At 63.3% G+C, this 24,154-nt stretch carries 21 protein-coding genes; 10 read left to right on the forward strand and 11 right to left on the reverse strand.

Going from position 1 to position 24,154, the window contains the following annotated elements; translation table 11 throughout:
* The first annotated feature begins 4 nt into the window (after positions 1-4).
* The 7 genes from AC0L3X_RS25830 (at position 5) to AC0L3X_RS25860 (ending at position 4,863) form a co-directional block, all read left to right on the forward strand.
* Positions 5-583 (forward strand): HupE/UreJ family protein, encoded by a 579-nt coding sequence (locus AC0L3X_RS25830; protein ID WP_063980894.1) that lies wholly within the window; start codon positions 5-7, stop codon positions 581-583.
* The gene (locus AC0L3X_RS25835) at positions 580-918 is read left to right on the forward strand and encodes an urease subunit beta (protein WP_063980895.1); all 339 of its coding nucleotides are present in this window, start codon (positions 580-582) and stop codon (positions 916-918) included. The genes AC0L3X_RS25830 and AC0L3X_RS25835 overlap by 4 nt, the downstream gene beginning before the upstream one ends.
* Before the next feature lie 12 nt (positions 919-930).
* Positions 931-2,634, forward strand: coding sequence for an urease subunit alpha (ureC, locus tag AC0L3X_RS25840; protein WP_231143845.1), 1,704 nt, complete (start codon positions 931-933; stop codon positions 2,632-2,634).
* Positions 2,635-2,657: 23 nt separating this feature from the next.
* Positions 2,658-3,356, forward strand: a complete 699-nt coding sequence (locus AC0L3X_RS25845; protein WP_063980897.1) for an urease accessory protein UreF — start codon at positions 2,658-2,660, stop codon at positions 3,354-3,356.
* Positions 3,353-4,042 carry an urease accessory protein UreG gene (gene ureG / locus AC0L3X_RS25850; protein WP_063980898.1) on the forward strand — a complete coding sequence of 230 codons (690 nt, stop codon included), beginning with the start codon at positions 3,353-3,355 and terminating at the stop codon, positions 4,040-4,042. The genes AC0L3X_RS25845 and ureG overlap by 4 nt, the downstream gene beginning before the upstream one ends.
* Complete coding sequence (locus AC0L3X_RS25855) at positions 4,039-4,350, forward strand: chorismate mutase (RefSeq protein WP_063980899.1); 312 nt, start codon at positions 4,039-4,041, stop codon at positions 4,348-4,350. Before ureG ends, AC0L3X_RS25855 begins: the two co-directional genes overlap by 4 nt.
* A gap of 75 nt (positions 4,351-4,425) precedes the next feature.
* Positions 4,426-4,863 carry a VirK family protein gene (locus AC0L3X_RS25860; protein ID WP_084794956.1) on the forward strand — a complete coding sequence of 146 codons (438 nt, stop codon included), beginning with the start codon at positions 4,426-4,428 and terminating at the stop codon, positions 4,861-4,863.
* A gap of 10 nt (positions 4,864-4,873) precedes the next feature.
* Here the strand turns inward: AC0L3X_RS25860 and AC0L3X_RS25865 are convergent, their stop codons facing one another.
* The 5 genes from AC0L3X_RS25865 to AC0L3X_RS25885 form a co-directional block, all read right to left on the reverse strand.
* Complete coding sequence (locus AC0L3X_RS25865; RefSeq protein WP_063980900.1) at positions 4,874-5,227, reverse strand: hypothetical protein; 354 nt, start codon at positions 5,225-5,227, stop codon at positions 4,874-4,876.
* A 188-nt stretch (positions 5,228-5,415) separates the two neighbouring features.
* The gene (locus tag AC0L3X_RS25870) at positions 5,416-6,195 is read right to left on the reverse strand and encodes a DUF2182 domain-containing protein (RefSeq protein WP_063980901.1); all 780 of its coding nucleotides are present in this window, start codon (positions 6,193-6,195) and stop codon (positions 5,416-5,418) included.
* Positions 6,196-6,204: 9 nt separating this feature from the next.
* Positions 6,205-7,737, reverse strand: coding sequence for a tyrosinase family protein (locus tag AC0L3X_RS25875; RefSeq protein WP_247316142.1), 1,533 nt, complete (start codon positions 7,735-7,737; stop codon positions 6,205-6,207).
* Between the two features lie 356 nt (positions 7,738-8,093).
* Positions 8,094-9,131 (reverse strand): thermonuclease family protein, encoded by a 1,038-nt coding sequence (locus AC0L3X_RS25880; protein ID WP_231143851.1) that lies wholly within the window; start codon positions 9,129-9,131, stop codon positions 8,094-8,096.
* A gap of 241 nt (positions 9,132-9,372) precedes the next feature.
* Positions 9,373-9,867 carry a hypothetical protein gene (locus tag AC0L3X_RS25885; protein ID WP_028148879.1) on the reverse strand — a complete coding sequence of 165 codons (495 nt, stop codon included), beginning with the start codon at positions 9,865-9,867 and terminating at the stop codon, positions 9,373-9,375.
* Positions 9,868-10,150: 283 nt separating this feature from the next.
* On the opposite strand from AC0L3X_RS25885, the gene AC0L3X_RS25890 reads away from it, so the two are divergent.
* The 3 genes from AC0L3X_RS25890 (at position 10,151) to AC0L3X_RS25900 (ending at position 15,305) form a co-directional block, all read left to right on the forward strand.
* The gene (locus tag AC0L3X_RS25890) at positions 10,151-13,207 is read left to right on the forward strand and encodes an ATP-binding protein (RefSeq protein WP_283017987.1); all 3,057 of its coding nucleotides are present in this window, start codon (positions 10,151-10,153) and stop codon (positions 13,205-13,207) included.
* A 347-nt stretch (positions 13,208-13,554) separates the two neighbouring features.
* Positions 13,555-14,775, forward strand: coding sequence for an OpgC domain-containing protein (locus AC0L3X_RS25895; protein WP_063980903.1), 1,221 nt, complete (start codon positions 13,555-13,557; stop codon positions 14,773-14,775).
* 41 nt (positions 14,776-14,816) lie between these two features.
* Entirely contained in the window at positions 14,817-15,305 is a 489-nt protein-coding gene (locus tag AC0L3X_RS25900) for a DUF2059 domain-containing protein (protein WP_283017988.1), read from the forward strand.
* A 10-nt stretch (positions 15,306-15,315) separates the two neighbouring features.
* Here the strand turns inward: AC0L3X_RS25900 and AC0L3X_RS25905 are convergent, their stop codons facing one another.
* From AC0L3X_RS25905 to AC0L3X_RS25930, 6 genes are all read right to left on the reverse strand, one after another.
* Positions 15,316-16,812, reverse strand: a complete 1,497-nt coding sequence (locus AC0L3X_RS25905; protein WP_283017989.1) for a sugar ABC transporter ATP-binding protein — start codon at positions 16,810-16,812, stop codon at positions 15,316-15,318.
* Positions 16,809-17,906, reverse strand: coding sequence for a hypothetical protein (locus AC0L3X_RS25910; protein ID WP_063986071.1), 1,098 nt, complete (start codon positions 17,904-17,906; stop codon positions 16,809-16,811). The genes AC0L3X_RS25905 and AC0L3X_RS25910 overlap by 4 nt, the downstream gene beginning before the upstream one ends.
* Positions 17,903-20,026, reverse strand: a complete 2,124-nt coding sequence (locus tag AC0L3X_RS25915; RefSeq protein WP_063980906.1) for an ABC transporter permease subunit — start codon at positions 20,024-20,026, stop codon at positions 17,903-17,905. The genes AC0L3X_RS25910 and AC0L3X_RS25915 overlap by 4 nt, the downstream gene beginning before the upstream one ends.
* Positions 20,027-20,103: 77 nt before the next feature.
* Positions 20,104-21,120 carry a sugar ABC transporter substrate-binding protein gene (locus AC0L3X_RS25920; protein ID WP_063980907.1) on the reverse strand — a complete coding sequence of 339 codons (1,017 nt, stop codon included), beginning with the start codon at positions 21,118-21,120 and terminating at the stop codon, positions 20,104-20,106.
* 41 nt (positions 21,121-21,161) lie between these two features.
* Complete coding sequence (locus AC0L3X_RS25925; RefSeq protein WP_014498319.1) at positions 21,162-22,133, reverse strand: ABC transporter permease; 972 nt, start codon at positions 22,131-22,133, stop codon at positions 21,162-21,164.
* Positions 22,134-22,173: 40 nt separating this feature from the next.
* A complete protein-coding gene (locus tag AC0L3X_RS25930; RefSeq protein ID WP_063986072.1) occupies positions 22,174-24,075 on the reverse strand; it encodes an AMP-binding protein in 1,902 nt (633 codons plus the stop codon).
* Between the last annotated feature and the right edge of the window lie 79 nt (positions 24,076-24,154).

Here is a 24,154-nt window from a genome sequence, read left to right on the forward strand (position 1 = left end):
GCCGATGATGCGCATCATCCCGATTTGCGTCGCTGCGTTGAGCCTGCTTGCGGCGCCGGCCTTCGCTCATCCCATTCCGGGCGCGGGCAGTTCGTTCGACGCCGGTCTCGTCCATCCGTTCAGCGGCGCCGATCATCTGATTGCGGTCACGTTGGTGGGAACGTGGAGCGCGCTCGTGGGCGGATCCGCGAGAGCCGTGTGGCCGCTGACCTTTCTGATCGCGATGCTGGGCGGCTTCGCCGCGGCAAGCGCAGGACTTGAGCTGGGATTTGTGGAGGCGGCGATCAGCCTCTCGGTGGTGGCGCTGGCAGCGTTCGTTGCGTTCGAATTCAGGATGCCCGTCATGCTGGGCGCGGCGGCCGTCGGCCTGTTCGCGTTCTTCCATGGTCACGCCCACGGAACTGAAGCCGCCGCGATGCTTGTCCCCTATGTGATCGGCTTCACGACGGCGACCGCCGCTCTTCTCCTGACCGGCATGGTCATCGGGTTCTCAGGAGGAAACGCGACCAGACGAAGCTTGCTTCGCGCGGCGGGCGTATGCGCTGGCCTTGTCGGGCTGCTGCTGCTTGGAGGCGTGGCATGATTCCCGGGGAGGTCATTCCGGCTGACGGCGACATCGTCCTGAACGGGGACCGGACCGGACCATCGATTGCCGTAGCCAACACCGGCGACCGGCCGGTCCAGGTGGGCAGCCATTATCACTTCGCCGAAGTGAACGCCGTACTCGCGTTCGATCGATCCCTTGCCCGTGGGTGCCGCCTCGATATCCCGGCCGGGACGGCCGTGCGATTCGAGCCGGGTCAGTCGCGCGAGGTCTCATTGATCCCGTTTGCCGGAGCGCGGCGCATCTACGGCTTCAGCGGCGGCGTGATGGGACCTCTGGAATCAGGAAACGATGCGTCCGGCGCCAACGAATAAGGTCAGGAAGACATGTCCCACACGATGAGCCGCGCTGCCTATGCGCAGATGTTCGGCCCCACGGTCGGCGACAGGGTGCGCCTGGCGGATACTGACCTGTTCATCGAGCCCGAGAGGGACCTCACCATCTATGGCGAGGAGGTCAAGTTCGGCGGCGGCAAGGTCATTCGCGACGGCATGGGACAATCGCAGCTCACGCGCGCGCAGGGCGCGGTCGATACGGTCATTACCAATGCGCTGATCCTCGATCACTGGGGAATCGTCAAGGCCGACATCGCGATCAGGGACGGGCTCATTGCCGCCATCGGCAAGGCGGGCAATCCCGACGTACAGCCGGGTGTATCGATCATCATTGGGCCGGGGACGGAAATCATCGCGGGCGAGGGCAAGATCATCACCGCCGGCGGAATGGATACGCACATTCATTTCATCTGCCCTCAGCAGATCGACGAGGCGCTTTTCTCGGGCGTCACGACCATGATGGGTGGCGGCACCGGACCTGCCGCTGGGACGACGGCGACGACCTGTACGCCGGGGCCATGGCACATCCATCGGATGCTCGAGGCGCTGGATGGGTTCCCGATGAACTTCGGCATTTTCGGCAAGGGCAATGCGAGCCTACCCGCGGGCCTGGTCGAGCAGATCGAAGCCGGCGCGTGTGGCCTGAAGCTGCACGAGGACTGGGGCGCAACGCCCGCATCGATCGACTGCTGCCTCTCTGTCGCGGACGACATGGACGTGCAAGTCATGATCCACACCGATTCCCTGAACGAAGGCGGGTTCGTCGAGCGCACGATCGCCGCGTTCAAGGGCAGGACGATCCATGCGGCCCATACGGAAGGGGCCGGCGGCGGGCACGCGCCTGATATCATCAAGGTCTGCGGCGAGAGCAACGTCATTCCGGCCTCGACAAATCCGACGCGTCCCTACACCGCGAACACGCTCGACGAAGCACTCGACATGCTGATGGTGACCCACCATCTGGACCGTCGCATTCCGGAGGATGTCGCCTTCGCGGAAAGCCGCATCCGAAAGGAGACGATTGCCGCAGAGGATATCCTGCACGATCTCGGCGCGTTCTCGATCGTGTCGTCGGATAGCCAGGCGATGGGGCGCGTCGGCGAGGTGATCACGCGGACGTGGCAGACCGCCGACAAGATGAAGAAGCAGTTCGGGCGGTTGCCGGAGGAGACCGGGCAGAACGATAATTTCAGGGCGCGGCGCTACGTCGCAAAATACACGATCAATCCGGCCATCGTGCAGGGAATGTCACGCCATGTCGGTTCGGTCGAGGTCGGGAAGCTCGCGGACATCGTCGTCTGGGATCCGGCGTTCTTCGGGATCAAGCCCGACATGGTCTTGAAATCCGGCATGATCGTCGCCGCGATCATGGGCGACCCCAATGCGTCGATACCGACGCCTCAGCCGGAATATTACCGGCCGATGTTCGGTGCCTTCGGCCGTTCTCCCGGCAGAAATTCTGTGACCTTCGTCAGTCAGGCCTCGCTCGAAACGACGAGACAATTGGGCCTGGCCAAGCAACTCCTGCCGGTCTCGAACACGCGATCGATCGGCAAGCATTCCATGATCCTCAACGACGCGCTGCCCCGCATGGAGGTCGATGCCGAAACCTACGAGGTGCGGGCCGACGGACGGCTGCTCACGTGTCCGCCGGTGAATGTGGTCCCGATGGCGCAGCGCTATTTCATGTACTGACGCGTTGCCGGCATGGTGGTGCGATGACAGACCAGAGTTATGGACATACGGCGCTGGCGTTCCTGAGGCTGCAGAGCTGGCTCTCGCCGTCGTTCCCGAACGGGGCCTACAGCTACTCGCACGGACTGGAGTGGGCGGTGGAGGCCGGCTATGTCTCCGATCGGCGCAGCCTGATCGATTGGCTCGAGGCCGACCTTTGCTACGGCTCGGGCCGGAACGAAGCCATCTTCTTCAGCGAAGCCTACCGATGCGTGGCCGAGGGCGCCGAGGACCAGCTCCCGGATCTGGCCGAACTCGCAGCCGCTTCCCGCGGCACATCCGAATTCGTGCTCGAATCCGCCCAGCAATCGTCTGCGTGCCTTACGACCCTTCGCAGTGTCTGGCCGGATCGAATTCTGGACATCTTCTCAGATCCGAAATGTCCGCCGGTGCTGGCCGTCCTGCTCGGAGCGCGAGCGGCGCGCGAGCGGATTGCCGTCGACATCGCGCTGCCGGCATTCCTGCACAGCTATGTCGCCAATCTGGTGAGCGCGGGCGTGCGATTGGTGCCTCTCGGTCAGACCGACGGTCAGCTTGCCATCGCGGCGCTCGAGCTGCCGATCCTGTCGCGCAGTGAAGTCGCAAGCCGTGAGACGGTCGACGATCTCGGTTCGGCGGGCCTGATGGTTGAGCTCGCGTCCATCGCACACGAGCTCCAATATACGAGGTTGTTTCGGTCATGAAGACGATTGAACACGAGAGCAGGTCTCTCCGCACACCCGGCATTGCGGCAACCAACGGGCCGCTGCGCGTCGGAATCGGCGGTCCGGTCGGTTCCGGAAAGACGGCGCTGGTCGAGGCGCTGTGCAAGCACCTGCGCGATTTCTATGAGATCTACGTCATCACCAACGACATCTACACCAAGGAGGATCAGCTCATTCTGACCCGCGCGCAGGCATTGGCGGCGGAGCGCATCATGGGGGTGGAGACGGGTGGCTGTCCGCATACGGCCATACGGGAGGACGCCTCGATGAACCTGGCGGCGATCCACGACATGAACCTGAAGTTTCCGGACGCGGAGCTTTGCTTCGTCGAGTCGGGTGGCGACAATCTCGCCGCCACCTTCAGCCCGGAGCTTGCGGACCTGACCGTCTACGTCATCGACGTCGCCGCCGGAGAGAAGATCCCGCGCAAGGGAGGGCCGGGGATCATGCGATCCGATCTGCTGGTGATCAACAAGATCGATCTGGCTCCCATGGTGGGCGCGAATCTGGAGATCATGGAAGCGGACGCGCGGCGGATGCGAGGCGCGCGACCGTTCATCTTCTCCAATCTGAAGAGTGGCCAAGGTGTCGATGAGATTGCGGGCTTCATTCTGCAGAAGGGCGGGTTGTCCGCCGCGGCGCTGTCTGGAGGTGCCGATCGATGACGGATGATGACCAGGAGTTTGCCGGCGATCTGGCCAGGCTGCGCCGCAGCATCGACAATCTGGATGCGGCGATGGTGCACCTGCTCGCAGAGCGCTTTCGCTGTACGGACGCGATCGGAGAGCTCAAGGCCAGGCATGGACTGGAATCCCGGGATCCCAGACGTGAAGCGGCGCAATTGAAACGGCTTCGCATCCTCGCCGCACAGAGCGGGCTCGATCCGGATTTTACCCGGAAGCTGCATGCCCTGGTCGTTCGAGAAGTCATCACCAATCATGAGGCGGTGAAGTTCGAGTCGGGAGCCGGCTAGAGCGACGAATATCATCGCAAGCCTGCTCCGGCGAAACGAGGTCCAGCCGAGAGCCGCCATCCCTGGGAGCCACATTTGTCGAATGATCTGCGCAGCTGCGCCGCCGCTCTGGCGATCGTAGCGAGCTTCTGGACGCACCCCGCGATCGCGGACGAACCCGGAAACGCCGACTATGCGGCGCTGAACAAGGCGATCGTCGATGGCAAGGAATTTCGCATGCTCGTCGACCTTTCAGCCTGTCAAGTTCACGGCACGGGCGCGGCGGGACCTCCGGTCAAGGCCAGCATGCGGTTTGACGGATACATGATCCAGCCTGACGGGACGATCGCTTTCGCAACGACCCATTTCACGGTGAGACCGGACAAGGCGGTCAGGGAATTCCTGTCGTTCAGGGTGCACCCAAACGGCAGGATCGAGGCGCGCACGATGGTCCTGGATGCCGTCAATGACGCCGTTCTCAAGGATACGGCATTCGATTGCGAGATTGGAAAAGGCGCGACATTCCACTGGTGATGCGCGGTCGTTACGCGGACTGGTCGACCAGGCTGCCGGGCTGCTGGCCCTTCTTCTCCAGCTGCTTTTCGATGGCGTCCCGGATCTTCTGCTCCACCGCCGCTTTCTGGTCCGGGGTCATGTTGGCGAGGTCGGCCTCGCTGAGATTCATGCTCTTCAGAATGGCAGCCCGCATACGGTCGAAGGGATTCATCTTCGCGTATTTCAGGAATTCCTGCACGACGCTGCTGTCGCCCGATGCGCCATCTTCGTTGGCTTGCGAGGGCCCACCATTGTCGGTCACCGGCGGCTTCGATGCACCGGTCGTTGAGCCGGCTTTTGCAGGCTGGTAGCCGAAGATTGATGCTCCTGGCGTGACTTGCATGTTCGGCCCCTCGAGACGATCGCGAAGGGCAAGCAACGTGCGTGCCAGATGTTTTCGTTGGATTTCCCGATGTTTCCGGGCTCGCGCTCATCGGCAGCTTGAAAAAATTGCCGGTGCGGCGGTGTCGCCGGCAAAGTTTGCCCGGTCGCCTGCGCGAATCGCGTCGTCGCGCGTGCCGTCGGCACCGATCAGGTTGCCTTCACTCCGGCGCTCTCCGTGCGTCGCCAAAGGCCGAGCCTGAACCATAGCAGCCTGGCAGCGGTCGATGGCCATCGCACCTCCCACGCCGGGCGCCGCGGTTTGTCCAGGCGCTCGGCAATCAGGAATGCACTGGTCGCGGCCATCGCCGCCAAATGCCCGCCTTGCGTCGCCAACGGAACGAGCATCAGCGCCCAGCAGGCTCCGCAACACCAGATACCCTGGGTGACGCCATATCCGAGAGCAGCCAGGTCGGCCCTGATCCCATACGCCGCCAGCGGCGGCTGGTCGTGGCAGTGGTTCAGGCAGATCTGTTTCACGGGGGAGAATTGCCAGACTAGGACGAGCGATCCCGCCAATGCGATCGTGACGATCGATGATGATTGCATCAGTTGCAGCGCCAGCACGGCCAGTACGATGGGAACGCCACAGGCAGCCCAGATGGACCAGTATCCGATCATGAAGAGCGCCATCGACCGCATGCGTCGACGCGGCAGGCTTCGCGCACGCACGTGCCCAAGAGCGCCCGCGAGCATCGGCGTCATCATCGCCGCTACCATCAGCATCCATTCGCCGGTGAGTGTTGTCGGCGAATAGAACGTCATGGCAAGGGCGAGCTGATCGAGCGACAGTGCCGGCCAGACATCGCTGTTGCAGAAGGCGACGAGCCTGCGCTGGTCCGACAACGCCACGACGGCCGCCCACGCGGCGGCTGCCGCGACGGTGAGCGGAATACGGATTTGCAGACGCTCGTAGGCCGCGGGCGTCATGAGCGGCCGTCAATCGCCCTGTCGGACGATGCTGATGCGGCCGACACTCACGTCGGCCGACTGCTGCACCGGCGCGACGGCCTGGAGACGAACGCCGACCTTTGCGAGATCGGCAGTGCCCGAACCGGCGAACTCCGAATAGGGCTTGGTGATGTTCAGCGCGTACGACAAGCCGTCTCCCGCGTGCCCGGTATCGCTCTCCGTCGCCTTGGTGATGCCGAAGAGCCCGATGCTCCCGACCTGCCGCTCGAAGGACGGCGCGCCGTCCTTCCCCGCAAACTGCAGATAGACCTGCAGCACGGTGGCGTCGGAATATCCGCGCACATTCTCCAGATTGAGAAAGACCTGCTCCGCGCGCGCCCCGGGCGCGGGGCCGGCAGCCAGCCTGGCGGCAACTTTCGTATGCGTACGCGCATCGAGTTGCACGGAGGTCTCGGCACCTTTCCCTGCGACGGGAAGCGATTGGGCATTGGCGCCAAGCACCTCAACTGTTGCTCCAGTCGATCTCGCCATCGCGACCGCTCCGGATGATGTCGCTGTCCTGCCGGCGACGGCCGCCAACGGCGCGCCTGCCGGCGAGAAATCGCTGTAAGTATAGCCCACCCCGGCAAAGTCCGACATCTGTTCCGGCGTGTACTCCCACGGCGAGCCGTCGGGGAGAGGAACGACAAATTTATGCTGGCCGAGGCTGGCAGGTCCCTTCTTCCAGCTGGCTTCTTCCGGATCCGTGTTCTGGGAATCGCTCTGCCTCCAGCTTTGCCACAGCCGATCGATATTCGCGTGGTGCAGCCAGAAGATGGGATCCAGGCCGGCCGTCACCGGTGACGACATCAGTCCCGGCAATGGCCTCGTGCTCGCCTCCGGGAACATCTTCTCGCCGCCGACAAGGCCGTGAACCTGGTCGTGCGGTTGACTTTCGATGTCGCCATGCTTGGTGCCGCCGTGCTCGAAGCCGGTGTCGATGCCACCGAAGCCGCGGTCGCCGCCACTTGCCACACCGGTGAACTCGTGAACGTCCATCGCGTCCAGGTTCACGGCGTCGAGCGGGACGAAGACCTTGCCGGGCTGCGAGGGATCGCCGGGTCCCCACCGCTGTTCAATGAAGAGGGGATTGTTGCCGGTGCCGTCCGGCCAGTCCGGGCTGCCGAATGCCGGCGGCAAGCCATCCTGACCGGGTTTGAAGTAGTTCCAGTAAGGCAAGGTCCAGTCAGGCGGCCCACCGAGCGTCACGACGGTCGAGCGAATGAGCTTCTCAAACCCGATCAGATAGCCGCGGTGCCATGGCAGAAAATACCAGCTGCCGTGCTGACATTGCTGCCAGAACTCGTCGAAGTCGGCCTGGGCAGGAACTTGCTCGGCAGGCGCCTTGTAGCCGTAGAACTCCCACAGGCCCTGATGATAGCCGTGCATGCCGGCCCAGAAGCGCCAGCTGGTTCGATCGTTGAGCGGCTTCGGCCTCAATGCGCCAACCGCGCGCGCGTACCAGAGAATCGGATCCGCCCAGTCGCCGCCAAGCTCCCACACGTTCTGTCGAACCAGCATGCCGTTCTCCTTGTCGCTTGACTGCGGCGCCGGCCGGCCGAGAGAACGGGCAGGCGGCTCCGCCGGATTGATCTTCCTCTCATCCACCAGCTCGCCTTGAGAGCCGGCATCTTGGGTCACTCGGACTTCGACCGAGGACGCCCTGCAATCGCCGCGGCCAGGAAAATAGACGAAAAATCTATGGTTGTGTAGTAGCGAATTCTAACCGTTAGCGCGAGCGGTCCTTGATCGGCCAGGCTCGGCCGCCGGAAATGCCTGCAACGACAGGAGAATAGCGGCGCATGAACGTGCGAGCTCACGGCCGGCAGCAATCTGCGACAAAACGCCGTTGATCCCGGTCGGCCGCGCGCGCATCCTCAGAACGTCGTGATCGGCTTGCCGTCCGCCCCCACGAGACTCGACGGCGCCTCGCCGAACACCAGCCCCTCCGGCTGAAACTTGATCGTCTTGCCGCCCTCGACGAAGTCGGCAAAATTGCGCGGCGTGGCCGAGTGCACGCCGTTGGTCAGGAAGTCGTCGATCTCGTAGCAGGTGTCGGGCTTGCCGCCGGAGCCTTCGCCCAAGAATTTCTGGAAGGTCTGGCTCGTCACCTTCGCCTTCTTGCGCGCCGACCAGTTGGTGTAGCGGCGATAGAGCTTCGGCAGGATCACGGGGCCCTTGTCGGTCGCGAGCACGTCGGTCTCGTTCTTCCTGGGTTCGCGCAGGTCGAAGTCGAAGGCGGGAATCGTCTTGGCGAGATGCTTCCAGACCGGCAGCTTCTGCGCGCGTGCGGGCTTCGCGAGCGCGAGGAAGGCCTTGATCTCGTCGTCGTTCATCGAAGAGTAGAAGGTTGGATAGGCAAAGCCCTGCTCGACCAGCCAGTGATTGATGTCGATGGTCTTGCCGGCGACCGTCACCTCGATGTCGCCGACCAGCCGGCCATAGGTGTCGAACACCTCGTTCGGCGCATCGACATGGGTGAACACCCGGCAGGCGAGCGTGGGCTCGCCGGCGCTGCTGAGGAAGTCATGCAGCGCCTTGCTCGTCGTCGCGCCAAGAAACTGCCGGTAGGGGTGTGTGACCTCGTGATAGGCCTGCCGCTTGGCGTCGCTCAGGCCCTTCTTCTCGGCGGCCGAGAGCGGCGAGGGCTGATAATGCAGCTCCGGCGCGTCGATGCCCTGAAGGCGAATGGTGAGCTTGCCGTTCTTGATCGGCGCCGTCGCGGTCCGGCCCTTGACCTTGGCGCCCTCGAAGACGTGGGTCGGCTGGAAAGGCACCGAGTCGTTCTTGCGGAAGCGGATCGCGTCTGGGGCGACATTCACCACGACCTTGGTGGTGTCGGCGTCCGACCGGCCCTCCGGCCAGAACTGGCCGACATCGATGGTGCCTAAGACCTCTAGCAGTCCAACGGGCATCGGGCGCTCCTGTCAAACGAACGCGGCGACTGCTTCAAGCAGGCGACTCGCACGCGCACGGCGGAAGCGGATCATTTTCGTGCGACAGGTCCATGACAGGGCGCGGCCGCGAGACAATGCAACGCGGCCTTCGAGCGGAGAGGGCGGGGCATGATTGGTCCGTCGTGCAACGCATGCTGTGGCGACGACGGACCATCTTCGATTGGTGCGGAAGCCTCCGCGCTGCTGCTCCCGCTCGGAATCAGGGGCGGTACGGACAGACCATCGTCAGGTGGAGCAGCGTCGGCGCCTGGTCCTCACCGTTGTCGTACTCCCACTCCAGCCGGATCTCGTGCCGGTCGGCATAGGCGTCGCTCGCCGCGTGAGTGATGATATTGGTCTTCATCGGGATCGGCGGCTCGGAATTGAAGCACTTCCGCACGCAGGCATCGAGCAGCGCGCATCGCGTCAGCGGGATCACGCCGGGCTCGTCCTTGGACAGCGGGACCGTATTCAACTGCGTGGTGAGGTCGACGCGAGCTCGTCCCTTCTCCTTGTGCCAGTACGCCGCGCTCCCGTCCGGCCATTTGTCCGCCGGCGTCAGGATCAGATGGTACTGGCCGTACTCCAGGGTCGGCACGTGGATGTCCGGCGACGCCTTGAGGATGTCCACGCTCCTCTGCATGTTTTCCAGAGGGAAATAATTGTCGTTCATCAAATCTTTGAATGAAGCCCCGGTGTAAGTTCTCGACCCCATCGTCTTTTCCCTCAATATGTCCTTGGCTTTGTGAAAATACATACAGCTCCGCGACGCCGGTTAGTTTTGCCACCCCGGCTTCGCCGAATATATGCCCCATCTTTGCTGGGATTGCATAGGCTACCACTCAGGACTGTGTTTCGTCCAGATCGCCAACCGCACCGTGCTCCGCTAACGGCGATGGGCAAGTCCGATTGCTAAGCGGTTCTTGATAGGTATTCTTACCACGAGTTGCTCGCGGGCGCTGGACGACAGCGACGCCGCGATCCTTGAAGGCGCAGGAATGCATTGCTTCGCGTGCCAGTCGGCGATTGATTCGGACGATAGCTGGTGCTCCAAGTGTGGGGCGGCGGTACGTCGGCGTGCTGATCCCGACAGCGAGCGGCGGTTTGTGACAATTCTCCGAGCCGACGTCATCGACTCCACGGGGCTTGTTGCCGAATTGGAGCCGGAGGAGGCCGTCTCACGCCTGGAGCCAGCGCTGGCGGCCATGAGGGGCGCGGTACGCCAGTTTGGCGGCATCGTCAGCAAGGAGTTGGGGGACGGCTTGGCCGCTGTCTTTGGTGCCCCGATCGCCGACGACAACCATGCTCCGCTGGCCTGCCATGCGGCCATCGAGCTTGTCCGGCGGGTCGGCAGTCTTGGCGATCCCGGACTTCAGGTTCGGGTCGGCCTCCATTCGGGGCACGTCGTCGCCTATATGGTCGCCAGCGAGTTTTCCAAGGTCTACGAGATCGGAGGAGCCGCTCAGCATCTTGCCGCGAGGCTGGAGGCCGCGGCCGAAGCCAATCAGATCTACGTGTCGGAAGCCTGCCAGAAACTCGCGGATGGACATGTCCGATTCGAAGCCTTGGGCCGCAAGGTGCTGCGCGGTTTCAACGAGCCGCTGCCGGTCTACCGTGTCGTCGGAGCGAGCGACCTTTCAAGCTGGCGGGTGCGACGAGCGCGGAGCGTTTCGCGGTTTGTCGATCGCACGACTGAGCGGGCCCTGTTGGGACGTGCCGCTGAGAGGTCCAGTGCAAGCCGGCAGACGGTCCTGCTGATCGGCGATGCAGGCATCGGAAAATCGCGGCTCGCGCATGAGTTCGCCCAGGAGCTCAAGGCCGATGGCTGGCGGCTGATTGACGCCGAGTGTAGTCCGAACCTTCAGGGCGTGCCGTTCAGCGCGCTCAAGCGCACCATACTTTCGATCATCGAAGTTGCCGCCAGAGATTCGGATAGTCTGGTCGACATCCGAAAGGAGTTGCCGGCAATCCATCAGCTCGCGATCGATTCCATATTGGATATTCCGGTCGCGGATCATCGCTGGAGTGAGCTGGAGCCTTACGCGCGCGCGCGTGCCATTTCCGATGCAAGTTGCGCCATCGTGCAAAGCCTGGCCTTTCAACAGCGTACGGTTCTTCTCATCGAGGACCTGCACTGGATCGACCGAGCCAGCGATGCGGTTGTTGCTGCAATTGCGTCGTTACAGAGTCCCAACCTGATAGTTTTTCTCACGAGCAGGCCGAACGGCATGCCCGAGTGGATCGCACGCTGCCATGCGGAAGTGATTGCAATGCGCCCTCTGGATGACGATTCGGGATTGGCCATGTTGGCCGATATGCTCGGACCGTCGGCGATGAACACCGATTTGAAGAACCGGATCATTTCTCATACTGCCAACGTTCCTCTATTTCTCGAGGAAGTCTGCCGTGGACTGAAAGATAGTGGCACGCTTCGCGGTCAGTGGGGTGACCTTGCGCTCGTTCGACCTATTGACGAGCTCGGCATCCCTACCAGCATTCAGGGGGTGATTGCGGCGCGGCTCGATCGTGTCTCGAGGCAGGAGCGCTCGGTTCTCCAAATAGCGGCGGCGCTGGGGCCGCGCTCAAGCGTGATGATGCTGCGGAACGTCGCCGCGCTGCCCGAAGACATTCTCCAGGATTGCCTCGGAGCGCTCGACCGAGCCGAGATCCTCGTCAGGATCGATAGTGAACTTGAGGACTCGATCGAGTTCCAGCACGAGATGGTCCGCCAAGTGACCTACGAGTCGATGGTCGAAAAGGTGCGCGAAAATATACATGGGCGAATACTTGCGGCCTTCGAAAGCGACGAGACATGGAGCGACGGTCCTGACACGCTTTGCTACCACGCAATGCGCGCGAAGGATTGGCTGAAAGCGTTCGGGTACGGGAGAGGTGCCGCGCAGAAATGTCTTGTGCGCTCGGCGTATGCCGATGCGGTCGACTATTTCGGGATCGCGATGAGTTCGCTCGACAAGATGCCGATGACTCTCTCGCGGGAGGCAGATGCAATTGACCTCCGGATGGAGGCGCGAATGGCATTCATCTGGTCCGGTCAGGTTGCCGAGTGGATCGATCTCGGAAAGGAGGCCGAACGCCGGGCTAGTGGAATTGACGACATCGGAAGAAAGGTCGCCGCCATGACCGTCATGGCGGGTGGACAGAATTTCTACGGAACGCCAACTGAAGCGGTTGCGCTCGGCCAGGAGGTCGTTGGCCTCGCCGAGAAGTCAGGCAACCCGGGTTGGCGCAACCTTGCACAATACAATCTGGGACAGGCCTATTTTCTCGCCGGTCGATATCGCGAAGCGGAGCAGACGTTGGCGCAAGGCCGCGCTAATCTCATGGGGCCGGACGCAAGCGCGCCCTTCGGAACTCCCCCAAAATACACGCTCCTCCTCTGCTGCATGATGAAGAGCTTCACGCACACCGTCATGGGCGAACTCGACACCGCCGGCCAGCTCCAGCAACAAGCCGCCGCGATCGCGGAGGAGACGGGCCGTCCCTACGACCGCGTCGCCGCCGCCTATAGCGGCGGCTGGCTGATGCTCGGCCGCAACGAGCCGGCCGCGGCCGCTGCCATTCTCGAAGACGGGTTCGTGCTGGCGCAGAAGCACGGCATCCGGCTGTTCGTGCCGGTGCTCGCCTGTCATCTCGGCATCGCCTATCTGGAGCAGGGGCTGTTCGACCGGGCGCGCGGCATGCTGGCCGAGGCGCGCGAGGAGGCGAAGGCGGTCGGCTATACCTCGGCGGTGCTGCGCAGCTCGATCTATCTTGCGCTCGCAACCTTCCGCCTCGGCGACGTCCAGGCCGCGCAGAACATGCTGCGCGAGGCGCGCAACACCGCTCGCCAGCAGGGGTTTTCCGGCCTCGAGGCCGAGGCCCTGCTCGGCGAGGCCGTGGTGACGCCGCCGACGGATGCGGCGAACAAGGCCGCGATCATCGTCGCCTTGCGCGCGGCCATCGCGATCGCCTCCGAGAGCGGCGCGCTGCCGCTCCAGCACAAGGCCGAGGCGATGCTGACCGAGATGCTTGCCCGGGGCGGCGAGCTGACCTGACCCTGCTCCCTCCCTGGCGTGCGATCGTACCGCCGGGCTGATTTTTTGCCCGACGGGCCGTTTGAGTTTCGCAGGCAAAGCAAGGACTTAAGAGACCGTCTCTACTGTGCATGGGGTTGTTTTCGACATTTTACAGGGAGGACCACCACCTCCAGCCGGCGCCGTTCAAGGTCTCATGACTTGCCGGACGCGGTCTGTGCGCCCCGATGACGAAGCCCCTTGCACGGACGCCAAGGTCGGCTACCGTCGGCACTAGCCGCAGGGCCAGGTGACTTTTGATTTACATTTTTTAGCATCCGATCTTTCGGCGCCGCGACGGCGCGACGCCCACCGGACGAGGCGGGGCCATGAGCACACGGGACCAGTCAGCTTTGTTGGCGCCGGTCGAGCGCGATTTGCGGCTCGATCTCTTCCGCGGCGTCGGGTTGTGGATGATCTTCCTCGATCACATCCCGCACGACGTCGTGGCCTGGCTGACCTTGCGCAACTACGGCTTCAGTGACGCCGCCGAGTTCTTCGTCTTCATCTCCGGCTATCTGGTCGGCTGGATCTACGGGCCGATCGTCGCCGGCGGCTGGTTTCTCGCCGCGCTGAAGCGGCTGTGGCGGCGCGCGGGCGAGATGTACGTTGCCCACATCATGCTGTTCCTGTTGTTCACGGCGCAGATCGCGCGCACGGTCAGGAGGTTCGACAACCCGATGTATGCAGACGAGTTCAACGTTCACAATTTTCTCGACCATCCGGACATCCTGATAGGTCAGGCGCTCTCGCTGCGCTACAAGCCGGTCAATCTCGACGTGCTGCCGCTCTACATCACGCTGGTGCTCGCCGCGCCCTTCATCGTGTGGGGCCTGGTGCGCCGGCCGAACCTGACGCTGGCTGCCTCCGTGGTGTTGTATGTGTTGGCGCGCCGGTTCGACTGGAACATCGCCTCCTATCCGCCGGGCACGACCTGGTACTTCAACCCGTTCTGCTGGCAGCTGATGTTCGTGTTCGCCGCCTGGTGTGGCGTCGGCCAGATCGACAAGATCGCAACATGGGTGTGGTCGAAGGCGGCGATGACGCTGGCGGCGGCCTGGCTCGCCTTCGCGCTCCTGATCGTGATGACCTGGCACATCCCTGCGCTCGAGGCGCTGATCCCGAAATGGATGATCAAGGCGATCTACCCGATCGACAAGACCGACCTCGACATGCTGCGCTTCACGCACTTTCTGGCGCTGGCGGTCTGGGTGATCTATTTTATCCCGCGCCACTGGAAGGCGTTGCATTCGAAATGGGTGCACCCGGTCATCCTCTGCGGCCAGCATTCGCTGCCGATCTTTTGCCTCAGCGTGTTCCTGTCGTTCTCGGCGCATTGGATCCTGATGCAATTCACCAGGGGCGTCTGGGAGCAACTCGCCGTCTCGTTCGCCGGCTTCGTCATCATGTTCGGGGCGGCGTGGCTGCTCGACCGCGCCGAGCGGGTGCCGAGCCTCTTCGTCAAGGTGACGGATGTCGACGACGAGCGGGAGGCCGCCGCCGAAGGCGCGCCGGTAACGATCATCGGCGCGGCTCCGGCTCGCCGCTGAGAGCACATCGCGTCGCCGGGACGATTTTTCGGGAGAGATGCATGTCGAGATTTTTGTTGACGATTGCCGGCGCCCTCCTGCTCCTCGTCTGCAACGCGTCGGCGCAAGGGCCGTCGCCCGAGGCGATGGATGCTGCACGAAAACTCGTCGCCACGCTGAAGATCGCAGATCAGTATCGCGCGGCGCTCCCGCAGCTCCTGCTCAAGCTGAGACCCGTGGTCGCACAGGACCGGCCTGAGATCGAGCGCGATTATGACGCAATGACGGCGCCGGGCTCCGACATCTACGCGCCGTTCTTTGCCTCGATGATCGACCAGATCGCCGCGCTCTATGCCCAAAACTTCACCGTCGACGAGCTGCGCCAGATCGAAGCGTTCTATGCCCAGCCTGCTGGCCGGAAGTTTATGGAAAAGTCCGATGCGCTGGCGCAGGCGAGCGCGCAGATCGGCCAGGACGTCAACCAGAAGGCCGCAGATGAACTAAAGCTACGCCTCATCGAGGCGCTGCGCCAGAAAGCGCACAAGCCGTAGACCGTCATGCTCAGTGAATCGCGGCGTACATGATCCTCTCCTCCGTCGCCTCCAATGCGGAGAATTCCTCCACGACCTTGCCCTGGCGCGAGACCAGGATGCGGTCGGAGAGCGCCATGATCTCGGGCAGGTAGGATGAGATGACCACGACCGCCTTGCCCTCGTCGGCGAGCTGGTTGATCAACTCGTGGATCTCGACGATGGCGCCGACGTCGACGCCGCGCGTGGGTTCGTCGAAGATGATCAGATCGGGCTCCTGAACCAGCGATTTGGCGATCACGACCTTCTGCTGATTGCCGCCGGAAAGCTCGACCACCTTGCCGTCGTTGCCGATCGCGCGAACCTTGAGCCGTTCGATCCAGGTCCTGCCGATCGCCTCGTTCTCTCGCCGCGACAGCATCATGCGGCCCTTGGGAAATTTCGACAGAAGGCCGAGATAGATGTTGCGTGCGATCGAGGACGTCTCGAAGAAGCCTTCGACCTTGCGGTCTTCAGTCACATAGGCGATGCCGGCCTGCACCGCCGGCGCCGGCACCCGGTAGCGCACCGGCTTGTCGTGCAGCAGGATCTCGCCGCCATGGAAGAAGTCGCGCTTCAGCACGCCGGAGACGATCTTGAACGTTTCGGTGCGGCCGGCCCCGACGAGGCCGAACACGCCGGTGATCTGTCCCGCGAACACCGACAGCGAATTGTTCTTCACCATCGGTGCCATCTTCAGGTTCTGCACGGTGAGCACGCGCGCGCCGGGCGGCCGCACGCTGCTCTTTCGCGCACCGTAGAGCGTGTTGGAGAGGTCGCGCCCGACCATGGCCTGCACGATCGCCGCGCGGTCGAAGTTGGTGGCATCGTCGGTGACGACGTGCTTGCCGTCGCGCAGAACCGTGATGCGGTCGGCGAGCAACAAGGCTTCTTCCAGGGCGTGCGAGATGAAGACGATCGAGACCCCGCGCTTCTTGAGATCGCGGACGAGGTCAAAGAAGTATTTCTTCTCTTCCGGCGTCAGCGACGCCGTCGGCTCGTCGAAGATGATGACTTTGGCGCGGTGCAAAACCGCGCGCGCGATCTCCACCATCTGCTTCTTGGCGGCGCCGAGGCCGCCGACGGTGGCGGTCGGCGTGACGTCGAAATTGAGCGATTGCAGGAACTGCTGCGCAGCGATGTAGATGCCGCGCAGGCGGTTATAGAATTTCTCCTGCCCGAGAAACAGATTCTGCGCGACCGTCATGGTCGGTACCAGGCTGTTTTCCTGGAACACCATGGCGATGCCGAGATTGCGCGCCTCCAGCGGTGTCCGTGGTGCGACGTCGGCGCCGTCGACCGTCATGGTCCCTGACGTCAGCGTCACCACGCCGGCCATCACCTTGGTCAGTGTCGATTTGCCGGCGCCGTTCTCGCCGACCAGCGCGTGGATCTCGCCGCGGCGGAGGTCGAAGTCGACCCCGTCGATGGCGGGCACGCCGGCGTAAAGTTTTGTGGCCTTGCGCAGCGAGAGTGCGATGTCGCTCATGAGCGGAACTCCTCGGCAAGACCGGACAGCGGCAGTCGCAGCACGCGGCCCGGTCCCTTGGCGATCAGGACGAGATCGCCGCCCATCTCGATCGCCGCAACGATACCGTGATTGGCGCCGTCGACCCGGCTGTGCAGCGAATAGAGCGGCTGGCCATCTGCATCGAGTCGGATGACGAGGCCATAGGAGCGCGGCGGCGCCCACGGCTTGATCACGCCCATGGTCTTGATGTGTGCACCCTGCATCGGCTCCTTGAACGAGAAGCCCGAGCGCAGGCGCGGCGCAACCCAATACGCCGGATCGATCTCGGCCATCATTCGCTTACGGTAGGCTGGTTCGCGCAGCACGAACTCGATCAGCTGGGTGCGCGCGGTGAAGGCGGTGAGCCAGTAGCCGCCGCCCGCCGCCTTCGACAGCCGCGACGGATAGACGGGCAAGTGAGCAAGGACGGTTCGCGGCGATGTGCCCGGTGCCACAAGGACGAGGCGGTGGCGCCAACTCTCGCTGACCAGCACGCCATTGCCATACGCGCAGGCGCCGAAGGCGTGGCCCAGCCCTTGCGCGAGGGGCGTCACGCTCCTGCTGCCGGGATCGAGCCTGAACACCCGGCCGCTCCGATTGAGCTCCATCAAATCGCGTGCCCAGTCATCGACGCCGCATGTCGCCGAGCCGTCCGTCGCGATCAGCGTGTTGTCGCTCGCGAGCGTCAGTGCGTTGACGGCATTGAACGCGCTATCTGCAAACGTCACGCTTGGCTGCTCGGCCGAGGGGCTTGCGTAGAGCCGCACCTCGCGTCCCCCGAGCGCAACCGCAAGGCCGCCGCCGGGGAGGGCACACAATGCCGAGATCGGCCGCTCGAAGTTGCGGACCTCCGATGCCGTGCCGTCATTCAGAGACATCAGCCGCTGGCCCGCCGCGATGAAGAGGTTGCTTCCGTCGGTGGCGAGATCCTCCGGCGCCTCGCATGTCAGCAAGGTTTCGGCGGATTCCAGCTTCTGGTTGGGCTTCAATGCGCCGTCGAAGGACGGTACGGTGATGGTGGCGTCGCCGCGCCCGAGAAAGCGGTTGGCGAACTCCCTGACGGCCGCGATCACGATTGCTTCCCCCATCGCTTGTCGTACTGGACGAAGTTCGGATCGGCATTGTCGAGCTTGTAGCGGCCGATCCGGTTGTTGAGGATGCCGCCGAGATAGAGATAGCCGCGATGCTCGCGCATCGAGGTGATCATCGGATGGTTTTCGCCGCGCAGGTCCCAGAACGATTCGACGATCTTGCCCTGCTCGTTGAACTTGACCACGCAGCCGGTGTTGATGTTGGGGAACAGCCATTCGTCCACCGGCACGCGCTTGCCCATGCGGCGGCGGAAGCCGGGCATCTTCCAGGCGAGGTCGAGCGAGGGGCTGCGCATGCCGACCAGCGCCAGCCAGTAATTGCCGTCGGAGGCGAGGTTGATGTTATCGGGGTAGCCCGGCAGATTGTCCATGACGACCTCGACCTTGCCCTTCTTTGACCCTGCGAACCAATAGCGCTTGATCGAGCAGCCGAAGGTTTCGGCGAACAGGATCGACTGGCCGTCGCTGGCGACGCAGATGCCGTTGGGGAATTTGAGGCCGCGCAGCTCCGTGCGCGTCACGCCGGTCTTGGTGTCATAAGAGATGATGCGGCCGTTGCCGCGCGCTTCGAGACCGTCGATCGGCCATTCGTCCATCTCGTAGCGCACGGTGGCTTCCGAGAAGAAGATCAGGCCGTCGTCGGTGATGTCGAGATCGTCGGCGAGCCGCAGGCGGCTGTCGTCATTGACCGAACGCATGCTGCGATTGGTCTCGTCGGTCGCCTTTTCCACCGTGCCGTCAGGCTTGATGCGATAGAGCCCCATGCCGCCGATGCAGACGTAGAGATTGTCCTCGCGGTCGAAGGCCATGCCGAGTGGTTGGCCGCCGATATGGGCGAACACCTCCATCTTCTGATAGTCGGGCGCGAGGAAGCGCATGATGTCGCCGTGGCGCGAACCCGCATAGAGATTGTCGTGGCGGTCGAGGATGACGTCCTCCGGCGCCTCGATGCGGCCGAGGCCGATCGACTCGACATTGCGCAGCTTGTCGTTCTGCTCGAACGGGCCGCCTTGCCCGATCTCGGTCGGCGGCGGTGGCGGCAGCGCGTGATAGGTGGGGGCCACGTAGACCTTGCTGATGATGCGGGTTCGGTTCTTCTGCCAGCGGATGTCGACCATGGCAGCAACGAGCAGGATGCCGGCAAGCGCCATCCGGTTGACGCCACCGCGCGCGTTCATGGTGGTCAGACCATTGGTGATCAGGAGCACGATCAGCACCCCGACCGCCGATTTGGCGACCGAGCCCTTGCCGCCGCCGAGCGTGATGCCGCCGAGCACTGTCGCGGTCAGCACGATCACCTCCAGGCCAACGCCGATGTCGCCGCCGACGGTGCCAAGCCGGGACGCGAAGAACAGCGCGCCAATGCTGGTCAGCACGCCGCTTGCGACGTAGCAAAGCGCGATGGTGCGGCGGACGGGAATGCCGGAATTGTAAGCTGAACGACGCGAGCCGCCGATCGCGGTGATGTGCCAGCCCGGGCGCAGCCGGGTCATGAAGATATGGCCGAAGATGGCGATGACGATATAGACGAGCGCCACGGTCGGAATGCCGAAGATGCTGCCGCTGCCGATGAAATCCCAGGACGGAATGTCGGGGAAGGCCGACGCGATCGCGTTGGAGTAACGCTGGATCAGGAGATCGTAGGCCGAGCGGTAGATGATCAGGGTGATCAGCGTGGTGATGAAGGCCCGCAGTCGCAAATATCCGATCAGGATGCCGTTGACGGCGCCGAGCAGCGCACCGGAAAGCAGGGTGGCCGCCACCACCGCCGGGACCGGCCAGCCCAGGACGTCGAGAAGATAGAGGGCACAGAAATCGGTCAGCGCGAAGATCGAACCGACGGAGAGGTCGATGCCGCCGACGATGACCACCAGCGCCAGCCCGAGCGCAATGAAGCCGATCTCTCCAGCCTGGCGCGCGGTGTCGGCAAGGCTCGCCGGCGACAGGAAATTGTCGATGGACCGGCTGAGCGCGAGGCCGACGATCAGGAGGAGGATGACCGGGATAGCTGTCTCGGTCCATCGCTTGGACAGGATTTCACCGAGGAGATGATCGGGCCAGTAGCGGTAACGCAGGCTTGTCAGAGTGTCGCGCATCGGCATTCCGGGACCTTGCAAGTTTCGAGACTACGTCCCGGACGTGAGATCGTCCGGGACGCCAGGGTCTTGCGTCGCGACAATTATTTCTTGAGGTCGCTGAGATTCCAGCAGGCCATCTGGCTATCGGCGTTCTCCTTGGTGATCGGAATCAGCGTCGTGTATTCCGAGCCCTTGACGGAGCCGGGCTTGACGCCCGACGACAGCAGCCACTTGATGGTGCCGGCCATCTGCGCGGCCTGGGTCGGCACGTCGTAGCTCATGTTGAGATCGAACGCGCCCGACTTCACCAGTTCGCACGCGCCCTTGCGCTCGCCGCCGCCCGAAGTTGCCACGAACACCTTGCCGGTGAGGCCGGCCTCCTTGACGGCCGCTGCCGTGCCGATGTCCATGCCATCCCAGAAGCCGACGATGCCGCAGAGATCGGGATTCTGCTTCAGCACCGTTTGGGTGATCGCCTTGGCCTTGGCGGCGTCCCAATCGGCGGCCTGGCTCGACACCACCTTGATTTCAGGATGCTTGGCGAGCACGTTCTCGACGCCCTTCAGCGTATAGGCGCTCGCGGCGGCCGACAGCGCACCCTGGATGATCGCGATCTTGTTGGACTTGCCCTCGCAGGCCTTGACCACGCCTTCGGTTTGGCGTTCGCCGATCTCGACCCAATTGGCGCCGACGAAGGCCGAGCTGCGATAGGCAGAGCCCATGTTGATCTGGATGACGTAGATGCCTTCGTTCTCGGCGCGCTGCAGCAGCTTGGCGTAGGTCTGCACGTCCGGATTATGAACCACCATCACCGCCGGCTTCTCCGAGATCAGCGAGGTGACCGCCTGGGCGCCGGCGTTGGTATTCCAGTTGGCGTCGCGGATCACGAACTTGACGCCGAACGGCTCGAGCTCCTTCTTCAGTCCGGCATACCAGCCCTCCGTGAGGTCGAAGTTCATGGCGACCGGCACATAGGCCACGGTCTTGCCGGCCAGCGCCTCCTTGAACGGCTTCTGGAACGGCTCATCCAGACCCTGCTGGGCGAGGGCCGGCGCGGTCATTGCCGCAAGACCCAGTGCGGCAACAATTGCCTTTGTCGGGTTGCCGAAATGCTTCATTGCTTCCTCCTTGGTTGTGGTTGTCGTTATTGTTGGATCGCTCAGATGTCGCCCTGTTGTGCCGTTTCCTCGTTGCGCGGATTCAGGAAGGAATCCGTGATGACGGCGAGCAGCAGCACCACGCCCTTGATGAGATTCTGCCCGGCGTAGGAGATGTCCATGATGGTCATACCGTTGAGCATCGTTCCGATAACGAGCGTGCCGATGACGACGTTGAGCACGCCGCCACGGCCGCCTGATAGCCCGATGCCGCCAAGCACGACGACCAGGATGACGTCATAGATGAGCGTCGAGTTGAAGATGCGGGTCGGCATCGAGTTGACGGATGCCGCCATCACGAGGCCGGCAAAGCAGCCGATCAGGGCGGTGATCACATATTGCAGGACGATGATCGGGCGAGAGGGAATGCCGGTGACACGCGCGGCATAGGGGTTGTCACCGATCGCATAGATATAGGCGCCCCAGCGCGTCTGGCGCAGCAGGAACGCGACCACGATGCAGGCAATTGCGAACATCCAGATCGACGTCGGAATGCCGAGAATGGTGCCTTGTCCGAGCCGCTCGAAGCCGTCCATGCCCGGGCTCCATTGCACGACGTCGAGCTGGAACAGCGCGGTCTGCCCGAGCCCGGCCAGCAACAGGCCCGTTGCCAGCGTCGCAAACAGCGAAGGGACTTCGGCATAGGCGATCAGCCAGCCGTTGACGAGGCCAAAGGCAATCGTGAGCAGGACGGCGGTCAGCAGCGAGGCCGGTAGCGAATGACCGTTCTGCACCATCTGGAGCACCAGTCCCGGCGGCACCGCAAGGGCCGCGATCAGCGAGATGTCGATGCCGCGTCCGATCACGACGATTGCCATGGCAAGGCCGAGGATGCCGAGCACTGCCACGTTCTGGAGCAGCGTCAGCATGTTGTCCGGCGTCAGAAAGCCGCGCAGGAAGATCGAAAACACAAGGAACAGCAGCGCGAAGACTGCGAAGACGATCTCTTGCTGATTGAAACGAAAGCGCTTCATCCCCGTCTTGCCTTTCTTCGACCCGGCTGTTGCGCGACCGTCAGGACGATCGGTTCTCGATGCGATAGGTTTGTGGAAGCGTTGCAAGGCTTTCGACGAGCATCTTTGTTCGATCCAGATCACCGGAATGGACCGAGATGCTGACGACTGTGTTGAGCTTCTCGTCTTTCCCGACGACGATATCCGCCGCGGTGTCGGGGCCGAAGATGCGATCGATCTCGGTCCTGACCTTTTCCCGGACGGCGAGATCGCGAAGCGTGGGCTTGAAGATCTTCCCGACGGCGGTAACCGGAAGAGCTTCAAGCAGGACGACGCGCTTCGGCCTCGCAGGAGGCTCATTGACGTTGTGTTCGAGATGCTCGCGCAATTGCGCCAGATCGATTGTCTGTCCGGGGGAGGGCACCGCGAAGAGAACTGGAACCTCTCCCGCGTAGGCGTCGGGCATGCCGACGGCCGAGCTCATCTGGACACCGGGGAAGGCGTTCGCGACGTCCTCGATTGCGGCAGGGTCGATGTTGTGACCGCTTCGTACGATGAGGTCCTTCTCGCGCCCCGTCAGCACGAGGCGTTGATCCGGGGTGAGATAGCCGACGTCGCCGGTGACGATCCAGTGGTCGTCGGTGAGAACGCCCTTGTCGTGCTGGGGATCGACGTATCCGGGAAACACCTGCGGTCCCCTCACGAGGACAAGACCGCTGGTGAGAGGCGGACACTCTGTCTTCAGTTCGGCATCGGCCAGAGCGACGATTTTGGTCTTTGCGAACGGCGCCCTGAAGCCGACGCTGCCTTGCACAGGAGTGCCACGGCCGGGATTGAATGCGATCGCTGCCGCGGTTTCTGTCATCCCGTAGGTCTCGAACAAGGTAATCCCGGTCCGCGCCTGAAACCTGTCGCTGACAGCCTTGGGAGCCACGGCCCCGCCGGTGAGCGCCATGCGAACGGTGCTGACATCGGAGGACCCGATCGGCACCTCGGCAAGAGCGGCAATCGAAGTCGGCACTCCGCTCACGATGGTCGCGCGAAACCGCTCCACCGTGTGCCAGTAGTCGCGAATCGCATCGGGACTTCTGAGGCTGTACGGCGAGGGAATGATCACATGACCGCCGGCAGCGAGAATCGACAGGCCGAGCGTCATGGTGCCGCCGACGTGAAACAGCGGAAAACCGTTCACGGCGGCGTCCAGCTCATCCAGTCCGTGGACCTGCGCAAAGCTCCAGGCCGCATGGATCTGGTTGCCATGTGTCAGCCGAACCAGCTTAGGTCGTCCGGTGGTCCCGCCGGTGTGGAAGAGGGCGCAGATCGCATTGCGATCGGTCGAAGGTGCGAAGTCCAGTGTGCCGAGCGCGCTCGCGGCCGTCTCATTGAAGTTTAGAGATCCTCCAGGCAGCGGACCGTTCGCGCCCATCACAAAAATGGTCTTCAGCGACGGGACGCGTTTCGCGACGTTGGCCGCCTTGGCCCAGATCGCGCGATCGGCCGCTTCGGCCGGGATCACCAGCACAGTCGCGTTCTGCGCCTCGAGCAGGTCGGCGATTGCGTCTTCGTTCAGGAGATAGTTGATCGAGCTGGCGACGCCCGCGACCTGGGCGCCGAGCAATGCGGGAAACAGTGGCGGCAGGATCGGACAGAGGAACGCGGCGGTCCCGCCACTCTCGCCGATCCCGTGCGACCGGAACAGATTGGCCGCGCGGATGATCTCCGCAAGCAATTGCCGGTGCGTCAGCGTCGCGTCGCCCGGCTCGCGCGAGCCTTTGGTCAGCACCGTCAGTGCGGGCCGATCGGGATGCAGGTGCGCCGTGGCTTCGAAGAGATCGAGCAGATTGCGGGCAGGGATGAGCGAATCGTAAGGCCGCTGCTCCAACGCCTCGATATCGGCGATGGTTTTGACCGGCTGCGTGAACCGGGTTGTGACTTGCGATGACAAGGCGCTGCTCACGGGCATCGCCATTCGGGCGGCACGGCAAGCTGTGCAGCAGTTGACTGGACCTGACGCAAGCGAACGTTTCCCGCCTATTTTGTGG

This window comes from Bradyrhizobium sp. MI1.7, from assembly GCF_055811795.1.

Coding starts and splice junctions, on each gene's coding strand:
- AC0L3X_RS25830 (WP_063980894.1), top strand. CDS start 5: ATGATGCGCATCATCCCGATTTGCGTCGCTGCGTTGAGCCTGCTTGCG.
- AC0L3X_RS25835 (WP_063980895.1), top strand. CDS start 580: ATGATTCCCGGGGAGGTCATTCCGGCTGACGGCGACATCGTCCTGAAC.
- ureC (WP_231143845.1), top strand. CDS start 931: ATGTCCCACACGATGAGCCGCGCTGCCTATGCGCAGATGTTCGGCCCC.
- AC0L3X_RS25845 (WP_063980897.1), top strand. CDS start 2,658: ATGACAGACCAGAGTTATGGACATACGGCGCTGGCGTTCCTGAGGCTG.
- ureG (WP_063980898.1), top strand. CDS start 3,353: ATGAAGACGATTGAACACGAGAGCAGGTCTCTCCGCACACCCGGCATT.
- AC0L3X_RS25855 (WP_063980899.1), top strand. CDS start 4,039: ATGACGGATGATGACCAGGAGTTTGCCGGCGATCTGGCCAGGCTGCGC.
- AC0L3X_RS25865 (WP_063980900.1), bottom strand. CDS start 5,227: ATGCAAGTCACGCCAGGAGCATCAATCTTCGGCTACCAGCCTGCAAAA.
- AC0L3X_RS25870 (WP_063980901.1), bottom strand. CDS start 6,195: ATGACGCCCGCGGCCTACGAGCGTCTGCAAATCCGTATTCCGCTCACC.
- AC0L3X_RS25875 (WP_247316142.1), bottom strand. CDS start 7,737: ATGCTGGTTCGACAGAACGTGTGGGAGCTTGGCGGCGACTGGGCGGAT.
- AC0L3X_RS25880 (WP_231143851.1), bottom strand. CDS start 9,131: ATGCCCGTTGGACTGCTAGAGGTCTTAGGCACCATCGATGTCGGCCAG.
- AC0L3X_RS25885 (WP_028148879.1), bottom strand. CDS start 9,867: ATGGGGTCGAGAACTTACACCGGGGCTTCATTCAAAGATTTGATGAAC.
- AC0L3X_RS25890 (WP_283017987.1), top strand. CDS start 10,151: ATGCATTGCTTCGCGTGCCAGTCGGCGATTGATTCGGACGATAGCTGG.
- AC0L3X_RS25895 (WP_063980903.1), top strand. CDS start 13,555: ATGAGCACACGGGACCAGTCAGCTTTGTTGGCGCCGGTCGAGCGCGAT.
- AC0L3X_RS25900 (WP_283017988.1), top strand. CDS start 14,817: ATGTCGAGATTTTTGTTGACGATTGCCGGCGCCCTCCTGCTCCTCGTC.
- AC0L3X_RS25905 (WP_283017989.1), bottom strand. CDS start 16,812: ATGAGCGACATCGCACTCTCGCTGCGCAAGGCCACAAAACTTTACGCC.
- AC0L3X_RS25915 (WP_063980906.1), bottom strand. CDS start 20,026: ATGCCGATGCGCGACACTCTGACAAGCCTGCGTTACCGCTACTGGCCC.
- AC0L3X_RS25920 (WP_063980907.1), bottom strand. CDS start 21,120: ATGAAGCATTTCGGCAACCCGACAAAGGCAATTGTTGCCGCACTGGGT.
- AC0L3X_RS25925 (WP_014498319.1), bottom strand. CDS start 22,133: ATGAAGCGCTTTCGTTTCAATCAGCAAGAGATCGTCTTCGCAGTCTTC.
- AC0L3X_RS25930 (WP_063986072.1), bottom strand. CDS start 24,075: ATGCCCGTGAGCAGCGCCTTGTCATCGCAAGTCACAACCCGGTTCACG.